The sequence below is a fragment of the Streptococcus sp. OMI870 genome (assembly GCF_047460295.1).
Classification (GTDB): Bacteria; Bacillota; Bacilli; order Lactobacillales; family Streptococcaceae; genus Streptococcus.
Genome location: NZ_JASHGM010000004.1, coordinates 96,412 through 113,175 on the forward strand (window position 1 = coordinate 96,412; position 16,764 = coordinate 113,175).

General features: G+C 44.5%; 13 protein-coding genes. All 13 read left to right on the forward strand.

Annotated elements, in window-relative coordinates:
* Positions 1-5 precede the first annotated feature (5 nt).
* The 13 genes from QM968_RS07870 to QM968_RS07930 all read left to right on the forward strand — a co-directional run bounded on the left by QM968_RS07870 (position 6) and on the right by QM968_RS07930 (position 16,708).
* Positions 6-1,982, forward strand: a complete 1,977-nt coding sequence (locus tag QM968_RS07870) for a peptide ABC transporter substrate-binding protein (RefSeq protein ID WP_414383382.1) — start codon at positions 6-8, stop codon at positions 1,980-1,982.
* Between the two features lie 123 nt (positions 1,983-2,105).
* Complete coding sequence (leuS, locus tag QM968_RS07875; RefSeq protein ID WP_414383384.1) at positions 2,106-4,607, forward strand: leucine--tRNA ligase; 2,502 nt, start codon at positions 2,106-2,108, stop codon at positions 4,605-4,607.
* Between the two features lie 313 nt (positions 4,608-4,920).
* On the forward strand, positions 4,921-5,370 hold the full coding sequence (locus QM968_RS07880; protein WP_414383386.1) for a MarR family winged helix-turn-helix transcriptional regulator: 450 nt from the start codon (positions 4,921-4,923) through the stop codon (positions 5,368-5,370).
* A gap of 18 nt (positions 5,371-5,388) precedes the next feature.
* The gene (locus QM968_RS07885) at positions 5,389-6,234 is read left to right on the forward strand and encodes an SDR family oxidoreductase (RefSeq protein ID WP_414383388.1); all 846 of its coding nucleotides are present in this window, start codon (positions 5,389-5,391) and stop codon (positions 6,232-6,234) included.
* Position 6,235: 1 nt separating this feature from the next.
* Entirely contained in the window at positions 6,236-6,964 is a 729-nt protein-coding gene (locus tag QM968_RS07890) for an ABC transporter ATP-binding protein (protein WP_414383390.1), read from the forward strand.
* A complete protein-coding gene (locus QM968_RS07895) occupies positions 6,957-8,477 on the forward strand; it encodes an ABC transporter permease/substrate-binding protein (RefSeq protein WP_414383392.1) in 1,521 nt (506 codons plus the stop codon). Before QM968_RS07890 ends, QM968_RS07895 begins: the two co-directional genes overlap by 8 nt.
* 178 nt (positions 8,478-8,655) lie before the next feature.
* Positions 8,656-9,351, forward strand: a complete 696-nt coding sequence (locus tag QM968_RS07900; RefSeq protein WP_414326265.1) for a gamma-glutamyl-gamma-aminobutyrate hydrolase family protein — start codon at positions 8,656-8,658, stop codon at positions 9,349-9,351.
* A gap of 281 nt (positions 9,352-9,632) precedes the next feature.
* Positions 9,633-11,018: a glycoside hydrolase family 1 protein gene (locus tag QM968_RS07905; RefSeq protein WP_414383394.1), complete on the forward strand. Its 1,386-nt coding sequence runs from the start codon at positions 9,633-9,635 to the stop codon at positions 11,016-11,018.
* Between the two features lie 231 nt (positions 11,019-11,249).
* The gene (glmS, locus tag QM968_RS07910; protein ID WP_414383396.1) at positions 11,250-13,058 is read left to right on the forward strand and encodes a glutamine--fructose-6-phosphate transaminase (isomerizing); all 1,809 of its coding nucleotides are present in this window, start codon (positions 11,250-11,252) and stop codon (positions 13,056-13,058) included.
* Positions 13,059-13,481: 423 nt separating this feature from the next.
* Entirely contained in the window at positions 13,482-14,483 is a 1,002-nt protein-coding gene (locus tag QM968_RS07915) for a uroporphyrinogen decarboxylase family protein (RefSeq protein ID WP_414383398.1), read from the forward strand.
* A gap of 18 nt (positions 14,484-14,501) precedes the next feature.
* Positions 14,502-14,702: a hypothetical protein gene (locus tag QM968_RS07920; protein ID WP_254728303.1), complete on the forward strand. Its 201-nt coding sequence runs from the start codon at positions 14,502-14,504 to the stop codon at positions 14,700-14,702.
* A 98-nt stretch (positions 14,703-14,800) separates the two neighbouring features.
* Positions 14,801-15,802, forward strand: coding sequence for a uroporphyrinogen decarboxylase family protein (locus tag QM968_RS07925; protein ID WP_009732139.1), 1,002 nt, complete (start codon positions 14,801-14,803; stop codon positions 15,800-15,802).
* 27 nt (positions 15,803-15,829) lie between these two features.
* Positions 15,830-16,708, forward strand: a complete 879-nt coding sequence (locus QM968_RS07930) for a transporter substrate-binding domain-containing protein (RefSeq protein ID WP_414383400.1) — start codon at positions 15,830-15,832, stop codon at positions 16,706-16,708.
* The last annotated feature ends 56 nt before the right edge of the window (positions 16,709-16,764 follow it).

A 16,764-nucleotide genomic window follows, 5' to 3' on the forward strand; every position in this document is an offset into this window, starting at 1 on the left:
ATCATATGAACAAAGGGAAGGTACTCTTAGCGACCAGCGCTCTGCTTTTATCAGCTGGTGTCCTAGTGGCTTGCTCAGGTGGAAAATCTGGAAGTTCTGGCGAACAGACGTTTAGCTATGTCTATACCACGGATCCAGATACTCTTGACTATTCGATTTCCAATAAAAAATCGACTTCTGAGTTTACAGGAAATGCGGTAGATGGCTTATTGGAAGTGGACAAGTATGGGAATTTGATCCCATCGCTTGCTAAAGACTGGACTGTTTCAAAGGACGGTTTGACCTATACCTATAAACTCCGCGAAGGAGTCAAATGGATGACTTCTGAAGGGGAAGAATATGGGGAAGTCAAGGCGCAAGACTTTGTGACAGGTCTTCAGCACGCGGCGGATAAGAAATCTTCGGCCCTCTATCTCGTCCAAAAATCTGTCAAAGGCTTGGATGATTATGTCTCAGGAAAAACCAAAGACTTCTCAACGGTTGGTATCAAAGCCATTGATGATTATACCGTTCAATATACCTTGAGCCAGCCTGAAAGCTTCTGGAATTCTAAGACCACGATGGGGATCCTGATGCCGGTCAACGAAGAATTCTTGAAATCCAAGGGAGATGATTACGGTCAAGGAACCTCTCCGTCTAGTATCCTCTACTGCGGACCTTATTTGATCAAATCCATCACTTCGAAATCTTCTGCGATATTAGAAAAAAATCCAACCTACTGGGATGCGGAAAATGTCAAGATCAGTAAAGTCAAACTGACCTATTATGATGGTCAAGACTCCGAGTCTCTGATCCGTGGATTTGATAACGGTGACTATACAGTTGCCCGTGTTTTCCCAAATGGTTCCAACTATAAGAGTGTAGAGAAGAAGCATAAGGACGACATCGTCTATACTGACCAAGGTTCCTCAACCTATAACCTTTCCTTCAACATTGACCGTCAGGCCTATGAAATCACAAAGAAGACCACGGATGCTCAAAAGGCCTCTACCAAGAAAGCAATCTTGAACAAGGACTTCCGTCAAGCTATTATGTTTGCCTTCAACCGCAAGGCTTATGTAGCGCAAACTAACGGGGAAGCGGGTGCCAATAAGGTGATCCGTAATACCTTTACGCCACCAAACTTTGTCCAAATCGATGGCAAACAATTTGGGGATGCAGTAGAAAAAGACTTAGAAGCTTATGGGGATGAATGGAAAGGGGTCTCTGTCGCAGATGGAAAAGACACCCTCTACAATCCAAGCAAGGCCAAAGAAGAGTTTGCCAAAGCTAAGGCAGACTTGCAGGCTCAAGGAGTTGAATTCCCAATTCATTTAGACCTTCCAACTTCTTCGACTTATACGGAAGGAATCAAACAAGCCCAATCCTTCAAACAGTCGATTGAATCTACATTGGGAGCAGAAAATATTGTCATCGATCTGAATATGGTTTCTGAGGATGATCTTCAACGAGTGACTTACTTTGCTGAAAATGCTTCCCAACAAGACTGGGATCTAAACAATAACTTGGGCTGGGGACCAGACTATACGGACCCATCTTCTTACATCGACATCACCAGTGGTAAATCTGGTGAAAATGCCAATTCTTACTTTGGATTCGATGCTGGTACGGATAATGCGGCGGCAAAAGCAGCTGGCTTTGATGAGTACAATCAATTAATTGAAGACGCTCAAAAAGAAAACACAGATGTCAACAAGCGTTATGAAAAATATGCTGCGGCTCAAGCTTGGTTGACCGATAGTGCCCTCTTGATTCCGATTCATTCGGATGGAGCTTCTCCAGTCGTTCGTAAGACTGTACCATACTCTGCAGCCTTTGCTTGGACCGGCCACAAGGGTCAAACCTTTAACTATAAGTATTTAGAAGTTCAAGACAAGGTCGTAGCGGCGAAAGACTACGACAAAGCGCGTGAACAATGGAAGAAAGAAAAAGAAGAATCCAATAAAAAAGCGCAAAAAGAACTTGAAAAGCATGTGAAATAGACTTTTCTTAGCGAAAACAGGATGGACAGGTCCCGTATGGGACCTGTCTTTTTCTTTATCTGATCCTTTAAAAATCCCCTAAAAATGGTATAATAGGAGCATCACGAAAATTGGAGAGACGCTATGAGTTTTTACAATCATAAAGAAATCGAGCCTAAGTGGCAAAAATACTGGGCTGACCATCATACTTTTAAGACAGGAACTGACGCCTCAAAACCGAAGTTTTATGCATTGGATATGTTCCCTTACCCATCTGGAGCGGGTCTACACGTAGGACACCCAGAAGGCTACACAGCGACCGATATCCTCAGCCGTTTCAAACGTGCACAAGGCTACAACGTCCTTCACCCAATGGGATGGGATGCTTTTGGTTTGCCTGCAGAGCAATATGCGATGGATACAGGGAATGACCCAGCGGAATTTACAGCGGAAAACATTGCTAACTTCAAACGTCAAATCAATGCGCTTGGATTCTCTTACGACTGGGACCGTGAAGTCAATACGACAGATCCGAACTACTACAAGTGGACGCAATGGATTTTCACCAAGCTTTACGAAAAAGGCTTGGCCTATGAAGCGGAAGTGCCAGTAAACTGGGTGGAAGAATTGGGAACAGCCATCGCCAACGAAGAAGTCCTTCCTGACGGAACTTCTGAGCGTGGAGGCTATCCAGTTGTCCGCAAACCAATGCGCCAATGGATGCTTAAAATCACGGCCTATGCAGAGCGCTTGCTCAACGATTTGGATGACCTAGATTGGCCAGAGTCTATCAAGGACATGCAACGCAACTGGATTGGGAAATCAACTGGTGCCAATGTCACTTTTAAAGTGAAAGGGACTGATAAGGAATTCACCGTCTTTACCACTCGTCCTGATACCCTTTTTGGGGCGACCTTCACTGTTTTGGCGCCTGAGCATGACTTGGTAGATGCCATCGTAAGTGCGGAACAAGCTGAGGCTGTAGCTGATTACAAACACCAAGCTAGCCTCAAATCAGACTTGGCTCGTACTGACCTTGCCAAGGAAAAAACAGGGGTTTGGACGGGTGCTTATGCTATCAACCCTGTCAATGGCAAAGAAATTCCAATCTGGATTGCGGACTATGTTCTTTCTAGCTATGGAACAGGTGCTGTTATGGCCGTACCTGCCCACGACCAACGTGACTGGGAATTTGCTAAACAATTCGGCCTTCCAATCGTAGAAGTGCTGGAAGGTGGAAACGTAGCAGAAGCTGCCTACACAGAAGACGGCCTTCACGTTAATTCAGACTTCCTTGATGGGCTCAACAAAGAAGATGCGATTGCCAAGATTGTCGCTTGGTTGGAAGAAGCAGGCTGTGGTCAGGAGAAAGTAACCTACCGTCTTCGCGACTGGCTCTTTAGCCGTCAACGTTACTGGGGTGAGCCAATCCCAATTATTCATTGGGAAGATGGATCTTCGACAGCCGTTCCAGAAAGTGAATTGCCACTTGTCTTGCCAGTGACTAAGGATATCCGCCCTTCAGGTACTGGGGAAAGCCCATTGGCTAACTTGACAGACTGGCTGGAAGTGACTCGTGAAGATGGTGTCAAAGGTCGTCGTGAGACCAACACCATGCCACAATGGGCAGGTTCAAGCTGGTACTACCTCCGCTATATCGATCCACATAACACAGAAAAATTGGCTGATGAGGACCTCCTCAAACAATGGTTGCCAGTAGATATCTATGTGGGTGGGGCAGAACACGCCGTGCTTCACTTGCTTTACGCTCGTTTCTGGCATAAATTCCTCTATGATATCGGTGTTGTTCCAACTAAAGAACCGTTCCAAAAACTCTTTAACCAAGGAATGATCCTGGGAACTAGCTACCGTGACCACCGTGGGGCTCTTGTAGCGACTGACAAGGTTGAAAAACGTGACGGTTCCTTCTTCCATGTGGAAACAGGGGAAGAGTTGGAGCAAGCACCAGCCAAGATGTCGAAATCCCTCAAGAATGTGGTCAACCCAGATGATGTGGTGGAACAATACGGTGCTGATACCCTTCGTGTCTATGAAATGTTCATGGGCCCACTTGACGCTTCTATCGCTTGGTCTGAAGAAGGTCTGGAAGGAAGCCGTAAATTCCTCGACCGTGTTTACCGTTTGATTACAAGTAAAGAAATCGTTGCGGACAACAATGGTGCTCTTGACAAGGTTTATAACGAAACCGTTAAGGCTGTCACAGAGCAAATCGAGTCCATGAAATTCAACACTGCTATTGCTCAGCTCATGGTCTTTGTCAATGCAGCTAACAAGGAAGACAAACTCTATGTAGACTACGCCAAAGGCTTTATCCAATTGATCGCCCCATTTGCCCCTCACTTGGCAGAAGAACTCTGGCAAACAGTGGCAGCAACAGGTGAGTCAATCTCTTACGTAGCTTGGCCAACATGGGACGAAAGCAAATTGGTTGAAGACGAAATCGAAATCGTCGTCCAAATCAAAGGAAAAGTCCGTGCTAAACTCATGGTCGCTAAAGATCTTTCACGCGAAGAATTGCAAGAAGTCGCTCTAGCTGATGACAAAGTCAAAGCAGAGATTGATGGCAAGGACATCGTGAAAGTGATTAGTGTACCTAACAAGCTTGTCAACATTGTTGTGAAATAAGAAATGAGTCCTTCAGAGTTCAGCTCTGGAGGATTTTTGTATAAAATCGAAAGAATCAGTTTTAAGATAGATGTTGATTGTCTTTACGATATTAAAAAAGCTTCGGTAGGAAGAAACTACCGAGGCTTTTTAATAAATTTCATTCTGCATGATAGTGAACAGATGTAAAACTCAGTGTTGTTTTACAAGGTGTTTAAATGTTGCTCTTCTTCCAAGGAAAATGGTATTTCGATATCGAAATAGTTGACAGATGTAATTAAAAATATTACAATAAACAATAGAAAGTTCGATATAGAAGAAAAAAGGAGACAAAATGGACAAGATGCAAGGGGGCTACCAGGCTTTACAGATACGCTTGTTGAACGGGCGTATCTTTCAAAAACTCTTGAGCAAGGAACCAGATGCTCAATACCGAAGTGAACAGGGGAAAATTTTAACAGTCTTATGGCAAAAAGAGCAAGGAAGGGCAACTGCAACTGATATTGCTCTAGCGACGGGACTAGCTAATAATACATTGACCAGTATGGTTAAGAAATTGGAAGAACAAGGTTTGGTCACGATTCAACCTTGCACGCAGGATAAAAGGAAAAAATATATCTCTTTGACAGACTTCGGTTGGGCACAAAAAGAAATTGGAGACCGTGTCAGCAAAGAACTGGGAGAGATTTTTTATCAAGGGTTTTCGGATCAAGAAATCCGAGAATTTGAGGCCTATCAAGAGCGCATTATCTCAAATCTAAAAGCTAAAGAGAATGACATCTAAGGAAAGGAAGTAACAGTTATGATTGGTATTACAGGGGTAACAGGGAAGTTAGGTTCCTATGTGGCTGATCTTGTCGATCAGAAAGGAATCGCCTCAGTCCATCTAGCACGAAGTCCAGAGCGTTCAAAAGTCTACGCGTCTGCGGAAATCCGTAAAATAGTGTATGCCAATACACCAGAGGTGGTTGAGGCCTTGAAGGGGATTGATATCTTGTTGATGGTCTCTGCTCGGGAAAATCCAGAGCGTGTCAAGGAGCACAAGGACTTTTTAGATACTGCAAAGCTAGCAGGAGTAGAGCATATCGTCTATACCTCCTTTTATGGGGCAGATGAGAAGGCAACTTTCACCTTGTCTCGGGATCATGCCCAGACGGAAGCCTATATCAAGGAGTTAGGGTTCACCTACACTTTTTTGAGAGATAATTTTTACTTGGACTTTCTGATTGATATGGCACTTGAAAATGGAGAAATTCGTGGTCCGGCAGGCAGTGGTCTTGTGTCAGCTGTTGCCCGTAAGGACACATCTAGGGTTGCAGCAGAAATTCTTTTAAATCCTAAGGAGTGGGAAAATCAAACCTTGAATTTGACAGGGCCAGAGGATCTTTCCATGGAAGAAATCGTAGCGCTTCTCTCAAAAGAGACCGGTGACGCCATCGTGTATGTGGATGAATCAGTAGAAGAAGCCTATGAGTCACGTAAAAAATGGCCAGCACAAACTTGGGAGTACGATGCCTGGGTCAGCACCTATACAGCGATTAAAGCTGGGGAACAAGCTGGGGTTTCTACAGATGTCGAAAAAGTCCTAGGTCATCCAGCAAGTAGCCTATTGGATATTCTTAGAGACAGAAAAATCATTGAGGAATAATATGATTGAATACAAACATGTAGCCTTGCGCTACACGGATAAGGACATTTTAAAAGATGTCAATCTCCGTATTGAAGATGGAGAATTTATGGTCTTGGTAGGCCCTTCAGGATCTGGAAAAACCACCATGCTCAAGATGATCAATCGTCTTTTGGAGCCGACAGATGGCAATATTTATATGGACGGAAAACGCATCAAGGACTATGATGAACGGGAATTACGTCTTTCTACCGGCTATGTCCTTCAAGCCATTGCTCTTTTTCCAAATTTAACAGTTGCTGAAAATATTGCACTGATTCCTGAGATGAAGGGCTGGAGTAAGGAACAAATAGCCTCTAAAACCGAAGAACTCTTGGACAAGGTAGGTCTGCCTGCTGCAGAGTATGCAAATCGCAAGCCAAGTGAGTTATCTGGTGGGGAGCAACAACGGATTGGCATTGTGCGGGCCATCATTGCAGAGCCAAAGATTCTATTGATGGACGAGCCCTTTTCAGCCTTGGATGCCATTTCCCGCAAGCAGTTGCAGGCTCTTACCAAAGACTTGCACAAAGAATTTGGTATGACGACTATTTTCGTGACTCATGATACGGAAGAGGCCTTGAAATTAGGGGACCGGATTGCAGTGTTGCAAGAAGGAGAGATTGTGCAGGTGGCGGATTCTAAAACCATCCTAGCCCAGCCAGTCAATGACTTTGTGGCAGATTTGTTTGGAGGTGCTCACCATGTCTAAACTATTTGCAACCTTTCAAGAACGCTTTGGAGACTGGCTCACTGCACTGGGGCAACATGTGCAACTGTCATTACTGACCTTGCTCCTTGCGATTTTTCTGGCGGTCCCTCTGGCTATTTATTTAAGTACACGCAAGAGAGCCAGCAACTGGGTTTTGCAGGTAGCTGGGATCTTCCAGACTATTCCTTCCATGGCCCTTTTGGGGCTCTTCATACCCATCATGGGAATCGGGACGCTTCCGGCCTTGACAGCTCTCGTCATCTATGCCATTTTTCCCATTCTTCAAAATACCATCACCGGTTTACAAGGGATTGATCCAAGCCTTGAAGAAGCGGGAACCGCCTTTGGGATGACCAAGTGGGAGCGCTTGAAGAAGTTTGAGATTCCCTTGGCCATGCCCGTCATCATGTCTGGAATTCGGACAGCAGCTGTGATGATTATCGGGACGGCTACCCTAGCTGCCTTGATTGGAGCAGGGGGACTCGGTTCCTTTATCCTTCTAGGAATTGACCGCAATAATGCCAGTCTGATTTTAATCGGTGCCCTGTCTTCTGCCTTCTTAGCCATCGCCTTTAACCTTCTTCTCAAATGGATGGAAAAGGCCAAATTGCGGACCATCTTTGCGGCTTTTGCGGTAATGGTTATCGGATTGGGAGCTAGCTATACACCAAGTCTTCTTCCCAAACCGGAAAAAGAAAACCTGATCATCGCTGGGAAGTTGGGTCCTGAACCGGAAATTCTAGCCAATATGTATAAGATTTTGATCGAAGAAAACACGGACATGACAGTGACCGTCAAACCGAATTTTGGCAAGACCACCTTCCTCTATGAAGCTCTGAAAAAAGGGGATATTGCTATCTATCCAGAGTTTACAGGGACCGTGACTGAAAGTCTCCTCAAGCCGGCGCCGCAAGTCGACCATGATCCAGAAGCAGTCTATCAAGCGGCTCGAGATGGGATCAAGAAACAAGACAACCTGGCCTTGCTCAAACCCATGGCTTATCAGAATACCTATGCTGTTGCAGTCCCTAAGAAAATTGCCCAAGAGTATGGTCTCAAGACCATTTCAGATTTGAAAAAGGTGGAAGGACAACTCAAGGCAGGCTTTACCTTGGAGTTTAATGACCGAGAGGATGGGAACAAGGGCTTGCAGAAGGTTTACGGACTCCATCTACAAGTCTCCACCATGGAGCCAGCCCTTCGTTACCAAGCCATCCAGTCCGGTGACATCCAGATCACAGATGCTTACTCAACGGATGCCGAGCTGGCTCGCTATGACCTGGTGGTCCTTGAAGATGATAAGCAACTCTTCCCACCTTATCAAGGGGCTCCCCTCATGAAAGCTGCATTACTCGAAAAACATCCGGAGTTGGAAGCTATTCTAAATAAACTAGCTGGAAAAATCACAGCAGAGCAAATGAGCCAGATGAACTACCAAGTCGGAGTAGAAGGTAAGTCAGCTAATCAAGTGGCGCGTGACTTTTTGGCAAAAGAAGGGGTTATCAAAAATTAACAAAAAATTCTCAAGTCTTCGCACTTGAGGATTTTTTGATAAAAAGCAATTTTAACTCCTTTCAGCAAGCTTTTGTTATAGAGGGAGAGACCTTCTCTTTAAAAACTCTCCATTGAGTCTAGCTTAAAATTGTGTTACAATAAGCCTTGAAAACGAATGAAAGTATATGGAAACAAGTATGAAAAAAAGACCAGTGATTGGAATTACAGGAAATGAAAGACCCTTCCCAGATGATCCAGACGCGAACATGAGTTATGCGGCGACTGGTTTTGTCGAAGCGGTCAAAGAGGCGGGAGGAATTCCCTTGATCTTGCCAATTGGAGATGCGGACATGGCCAAAGACTATATATCGATGATTGATAAGCTCATCATTACTGGTGGTCAAAATGTCTTGCCCAAGTTTTATGGAGAAGAAATCGCCATTGATAGCGATGACTACCTCTTAAAACGTGATCTATTTGAGTTGGCCTTGATTGAGGAAGCGCGTGCGGCTAAAAAAGCTATCTTTACCGTCTGCCGTGGGACCCAGCTCTATAATGTTGCATTGGGTGGTACTTTGCATCAAGATATTGAGGATCATTGGCAGGACAATCCAGGTCAGTACACCAGCCAAGAGCTGGTGACCAAGGATCAGACGATCTTACAAGAGATCTATGGCAAGACCAGTCGCATCAATTCCTTTCACCATCAAAGTATCAAAGACTTGGCAGATGGCTTAGAAGTAATCGCGCAGGATCCCAAAGACGACGTCATAGAGGCGGTTCAATCCACAGATGAGAGTCGTTTTCTCGGCGTTCAATGGCATCCGGAACTGCGTTTTGACAAGAGTCCAGCAGACCACAAACTCTTTGAATATGTTGTGAATGACTTATAATGAGGACCAGAGAGTGGGACAGAAATCGTTAATTCGTTAGAATTCGATTTCGTCGTCCCACCTCCGCACAGTTGAGTAGGGCTGTAAAAGCTGATGAAATCAGCGTAGTAGAGCCCACTCAACCACTGCGTCTTGCTCGACAATCCAAAGACAATTGAGAGGCTAGGACTTTTGTCCCAGCCTCTTTTTCTTTAATCTGCGTAAGAAAGACTGTAAATTGTGCCTAGGTTTTGGGGGAGGATGCGCTACAATAGAGCTAGTAGAATGAGGAGGATTAGGACATGTATCAATTTCCAAAGGATTTTTTATGGGGGAGTTCGACCTCGGGCCCTCAGACGGAGGGACGTTTCGCCCAAGATGGAAAGGGAGACAATCTCTGGGATTACTGGTATAGGATCGAGCCCAACCGCTTTAATCAAGGGCAAGGACCAGAGAAAACATCGACTTTTTATGAACACTGGGAAGAAGATCTGGACCTCTTGTTAGAAACTGGGCACACCGCCTTTCGAACCTCTATTCAGTGGTCACGTATTTTCCCAGAAGGACGAGGGGAAATCAATCAAGCAGGTGTTGATTTCTACCGCCGTGTCTTTGAAAAGATTAAAGAAAAAGGGATTCACCTCTTGGTCAACCTCTATCATTTTGATTTACCGATGGCTCTTCAAGAGCAAGGGGATGGTTGGGAAAATAAAGAAACCGCCTATGCTTACCAAGAATATGCGCGTTTTTGTTTCAAGACCTATGGAGATCTGGTCGATCAGTGGATCACCTTTAATGAACCCATTGTCCCTGTGGAGTTTGGTTATTTTTATGATGCCCATTTTCCTCATAAGGTAGACGCAGTAGCAGCAGTTAAAGTAGCCTACCACACCCAGTTAGCAAGCTCTCTAGCAGTGAAGGCCTGTCACGAGGTGGATCCTAATTTCCGTATCGGAATTGTGCTCAATTTGACACCAGCCTATCCTCGGAGCCAGCATCCAGAAGATGTGAAAGCCGCGCGCATTGCCGAGCTCTTTCAAGCCAAATCCTTCTTAGATCCATCTGTTCTTGGTCATTATCCTGAAGAATTAGTGGAGATCCTACGGGAGCGTGATCTCTTACCGGATTATGATCCCTTTGAATTGCGCTTGATCGAGGAAAATACGGTGGATTACCTAGGGGTTAACTATTACCAACCACTCCGTGTGGCAGCTCCTCGTTATGCTCCAAATCCAGCATCTCCCCTACTCTTTGAACAATTTTATGAACCTTATGTTATGCCAGGCCGCAAGATCAATCCCCACCGTGGTTGGGAAATCTATGAGCAAGGCTTGTATGACATTGCCCAAAATATCAAGGAAAACTATGGCAATATCGAGTGGATCCTGACCGAAAATGGGATGGGGGTTGAAGGAGAGGAAAAATTCCGCAAGGATGGCGTGATCCAAGACGACTACCGGATTGACTTTGTCAAAGACCATCTTCGTGAGCTCCACCGGGCTATTCAAGATGGTGCTAACTGTAAAGGTTATTTGATCTGGACCTTTATTGACTGTTGGTCATGGCTCAATGGCTACAAGAACCGCTATGGCTTGGTTGAATTGGATCTCGAGAGTCAAAAACGTACCCTCAAAAAATCCGGCCATTGGTTCCGTGAGTTGAGCCAGCAGAATGGATTTGAAGAGTAGAAAAAGCAACCTATCAACCAAGATGTTGATAGGTTTTTCTTAACTCTCCCTTAACTAGACCAATTTTCTTATATTTCCTAGTTGACAAACTGGAAGAAGCATTGTATACTGACTCCGCTGGTTGCTTTTTTGGTAAATTAGACTAGACCAATTTACAGTAACTGAGAAATTGACCATAGGTCGTTTGACTAAGTAAAGGGGAAAGTATAGCAAGGCTATATCGTAAAGACTATGTGCGGAATCGTTGGTGTTGTAGGAAATACAAATGCTACTGATATTTTGATTCAAGGACTTGAAAAACTCGAATACCGAGGCTATGACTCTGCGGGTGTTTTTCTGGCTAGTGAAGGCAAGAGCCAATTGGTAAAGGCAGTTGGCCGCATTGCAGAATTGTCAGCTAAGGCAGAAGGTGTCGAAGGGGAAGCGGGAATTGGACATACCCGTTGGGCCACTCATGGAAAACCAACTGAGGACAATGCCCACCCACACCGTTCTGAAACAGGTCGCTTTGTTTTGGTCCACAATGGCGTCATTGAAAACTACCTTGAAATCAAGGAAGAATACCTAGCCGGTCACCATTTCAAGGGGCAAACCGATACAGAAATCGCAGCCCACTTGATCGGAAAATTCGCTGAAGAAGAGGGCTTGTCTACGCTTGAAGCCTTCAAAAAAGCTCTCCACATCATCCGTGGAGCCTATGCTTTTGCTTTGATGGACGCGGAAGATCCAAGCACCATCTATGTGGCAAAAAATAAATCACCACTCTTGATCGGTCTTGGGGATGGCTACAATATGGTCTGCTCTGATGCCATGGCCATGATTCGTGAGACCAACCAATATATGGAAATCCATGACAAAGAGTTGGTCATCGTCAAAGCAGACAGCGTTGAAGTCCAAGACTACGATGGGAATCGTCGTGAGCGCGCTAGCTACACGGCTGAACTCGATCTTTCTGATATCGGCAAGGGAACTTATCCTTACTACATGCTCAAGGAAATTGACGAGCAACCAACTGTGATGCGTAAACTCATCCAAGCTTACACAGATGAGGCAGGTCAAGTAGTGGTAGACCCAGCTATCATCAAGGCTGTTCAAGAGGCAGACCGCATTTACATCCTTGCGGCAGGGACCTCTTACCACGCAGGATTTGCTTCTAAGAAGATGTTGGAAGAATTGACAGATACCCCAGTAGAACTCGGTATCTCCTCTGAGTGGGGCTACGGCATGCCACTTCTCAGCAAGAAACCACTCTTCATCTTTATCAGCCAATCTGGTGAAACAGCCGATAGCCGCCAAGTATTGGTCAAAGCCAATGAAATGGGCATTCCAAGCTTGACAGTGACTAATGTGCCAGGTTCAACTCTTTCACGTGAAGCAGACATGACTATGTTGCTCCATGCAGGTCCTGAAATTGCGGTCGCTTCTACTAAGGCTTATACGGCTCAAATCGCAGCCCTTGCTTTTCTTGCCAAAGCTGTTGGGGAAGCCAATGGCAATGAAAAGGCCAAAGCCTTTGATTTGGTGCACGAATTGTCTATCGTTGCCCAATCGATCGAATCAACCCTTTCAGAAAAAGAAGTGATCGACGAAAAAGTTCGTGGCTTATTGGAAACAACCCGCAATGCTTTCTATATTGGACGTGGCCAAGATTACTATGTTGCTATGGAAGCTAGTCTGAAACTAAAAGAAATCTCTTACATCCAATGTGAAGGTTTCGCAGCGGGTGAGTTGAAACACGGGACCATTGCTTTGATTGAAGATGGCACACCAGTCATTGCCCTCTTGTCGGATCCAGTCCTAGCTAGCCACACTCGTGGAAACATCCAAGAAGTCGCAGCACGTGGGGCTCATGTCTTAACCATTGCAGAAGAAAATGTCGCGAAAGAGACGGATGATATAGTCTTGACAGCGGTTCACCCTTACCTCTCTCCAATCTCAATGGTGGTGCCAACCCAATTGATTGCTTACTTTGCAACCCTTCATCGTGGGCTCGATGTTGATAAACCACGGAACCTTGCTAAGTCTGTAACAGTTGAATAAATTTGTCTATATAAAAAAACATCCTCGTTAGGTTTTTCCTAACGAGGATATTTGTTTTTAAGGGGCAAAGCCGAATCCACAGCCCATGATTGGTTAGAGGATGGGGAAAACGTGATCCTTGGCCTCAAAATAAGCCAATCTTCCCCTAAAAGGAAGGGGTATAGTTGATTTTTATAACAGGGTCAAGAAAAGATCAAAGGGATCCATTTCTTCTAAAATGAAAGAATAGATAAGAATGCGCGCAAGTCTTTGTTTTCAAGGACTTGCGTGTTTTTTGATACCTGCCTCCATAAAGAAATGTTAAGGCTTTGATAGGGAAAATATATTAGTCAGCTAGTTTTCGAGGTGATATCATGGTTACAAATTTCAGAAGGGCAGCAGTCAGTTTTCCTTTTGAAGAAGATATTGAGGAGGTTTCATGGAATGAGTAAAAAAGAATTGGTTCTTCGTGCCATTCGAGGCGAAGCAGTAGAGCGAATCCCTGTAGGATTTTGGCTCCATTATGTGACTCAAGAAGAAAAAGAATTGGGGCTAGACAATCCAGCTGTACTTGAAAAGAGTATCAAAGGACACCAACACTATGTTGAAGAAAGTTCCCCTGATTTTGTCAAGATCATGAGCGATGGCTTCTTCCGCTATCCGAGTGCTCTTTATTCGAGAGAGATCACATCGATCCAAGAATTGAAGAATATTCAACCAATTGGAGAGCATCATCCTTGGATTGAAAAACAGATTGAAGTGGTCAAGGAAATTCGTTCTCATTTCCATGAAGAGATTGCTTCTTTCTACAATATCTTCTCGCCCATTTCTTATTTGAAACGCTGGTTCCGGACGGATCAATCCCGTGGAGACCAAGTGATTGCGGCCTTTCTCAAGGAAGATCCAGAAACTTTAGCTCATGTCCTTGACGTGATTGCAGGAGACATCGCCATTCTTAGTCGCCGCTTGATTCAAGAAGCAGGAGTGGAAGGGATTTACTTCTCAACCCAGCAGGTTCAAGATGAGCGCGTGACAGAGCAAGAATACCGTAAGTTCATTGAGCCAAGCAACATCGCTGTCCTAGAAGCAGCCAATGAAGCTGGGGGCATCAATATCCTTCATATTTGTGGTTTTGAAGGAGCCAGCAATGAAGTGGAACTCTTCAAGGATTATCCAGCTCAAGTCATTAACTGGGCGACTCATCATGAAGGTCTGAGCCTAGCAGCAGGGCGCAAACTCTTTGGTGATCGTGCTGTCTTGGGTGGCTTTGTCAATGGTAAGAAAGGATTACTCTACCAAGGGGAACGAGCAGCGATTGAGCAAGAAACTCGCCGCTTGGTGGCAGAAGCTGGAAGTCGCGGTTTGATCCTTGGGGCAGACTGTACCGTACCAGACGATTTCCAATTGGAACGCTTAGACTGGGTGCGTCAAGCAGCCGTCTTGTAAAAAAGAAAGGAGAGGGAGATGAAAAAGATCAATGTATGGTGTATCGTAGTAACCGTTTTGTTTTTGCTTCTAGGGCTAAGTAAAGTCGCTTTAGCAAGCAGTCATGGGATTGCACGGAAAGATCCGGACATCGAAAAATTGGAGAAAATTCCAGCCCATAGTCTCTCCCTCATGCGCCCATCTGATCTAGCTGGACTTCTACTTCTAGACGGACAGTGATAAAAAAGATGAAGAACTTGATAAAAAATATATATTAGTCAAAGAATGATTGAAGTGTTAAGATAACAAACAAGAAAAGAATAGAACGAGGTAAGAACATGTCAGCAAAAAGAGAATTAGTCTTAAAAGCATTCAAAGGAGAAAAAGTTGACCGTGTGCCAGTTGGATTTTGGCACCATTTTACAACAGAAGAAGAATGGTTGAAAGGATTTTCCAATCCGGAAATTATTGAAAAAAACCTGAAGGGTCATCAAAACTTCCTTCACAAGGTTCAACCAGACTTTGTTAAACTTATGAGCGATGGTTACTTTGCTTATCCAAACCCATCCATTCACAAAGGCCTTGAAAACATCTCTGACTTAGCAGGGATTGAACCGCTCGGAGCCGATCATCCATGGATCACAGAGCAGGTAGAGCTTGTGAAAAAAATCCGTGCTGGTTTTGAAGAGGACATTGTAGCCATCTACAACATCTTTGCTCCGGTGACCTACTTCAAATGGTTGGTCGGAGAAGTGTCAGGTGGAGATGACTTGATCGCAAACTTTATCGATCAAGATGCAGCAACTCTTAAAAAAGTTTTGGATACCATTGGGCAAGATATTGCAAGTTTGAGCCAACGAATTATTAAGGAAGCTGGAGCAGACGGGATCTACCTCAGTGTTCAAAGCATCCAAGATGCGCGTGTCAGTCAGGAAGTTTACAAACAAGTCATCGCACCGAGTGAACTCCATGTCTTAGAGACAGCTAAGGAAGCAGGTGGGGTAAATATCCTTCATATCTGTGGCTACGAAGGAGCTCGCAATGATATCCATCTCTTCACAGACTACCCAGCTCAAGTCATTAACTGGGCAGTCGGACCAGAAGGGATTAGCCTGGCAGAAGGACGTGAAATATTCGGCGGGCGTACGGTTCTAGGTGGTTTTGAAAATGGTAAAAATGGTCTTCTCTACACAGGAGACAAGGCAGCTATCCAAGCAGAAACCAAACGCATCATCGCAGAAACAGGAACCACAGGCTTGGTCATCGGTGCGGATTGTACCATCCCAAGTGACATTGATGAAGAACGAATCGAATGGGTTCGTGAAGCTGCAGCAGAATAAGGAAAAGAGAAAGAGAGAAAAGAGAGTATGAGTAAAAAAACATGGATTATCGGTGGGGTAGCCGTTCTTGCCCTTGCAGGTGCAACGATTATTGGTCGAAGCTTGAACCACGCAAACGACAGCAAAGGATTAACAGGATCTAATAAAGTAACAACCTTGAAAGTAGCCCACACGCAAAACTATGTGCCGTATGATTTCGTTGATGAAAAAGGAGAATCAGATGGCTATGAAGTAGCTGTGCTCAAAGCCATTGACGAAAAATTACCAGACTACAAGTTTGAGTACACTGGAACAAGTGATGACGACCTTTTGATCGGTCTAGAATCTGGTAAGTATGATATCGGAACCAAAGGAGCTTGGTATACCGAAGAACGCGCCAAGAAATTTATCATTCCAAAAGAACCAATCGGAGCAAGTATCATCGGATTTACCGTACGAAAAGAAGATGCGGATAAATACAAGAACATCGATGACTTTGCGAAAGAAAAAGGAAAATTGGTCCCAATTTCACCACAAAATGCCCAATGGAATGTTATTAAAGAATACAATGAAAAGCATAAGGACCAACCAATCGAATTAACAGCTGCCGAATCGTTCAAAGTCGCAGATGCTTATGCTTGGGTACTTGAAGGTCGTTACGATGCCTTCTTTGACATCAAACTTTCCTTTGAAAAAGCTGTCACAGATAAAGATGGTTCTTACCACCAATATGCAGACAAACTCAGCTGGTTTGCCTACAAAGGAATTCCAACTTATCCATTGATCCATAAGGATAAGAAAAACGAAAAATTTGCGGAAGCCTACAGCAAGGCTATCAAAGAATTGGAAAAAGATGGAACGCTTGCCAAACTATCCGAAAAATATTTCGGTGAAGATGTCTTCAGTTATGTAGATAAAGAGAAATAAGATGGAACTGGGTGCGTATTGCCCCAGCTTCCTTATTTCTATCCGGATACAGAAAG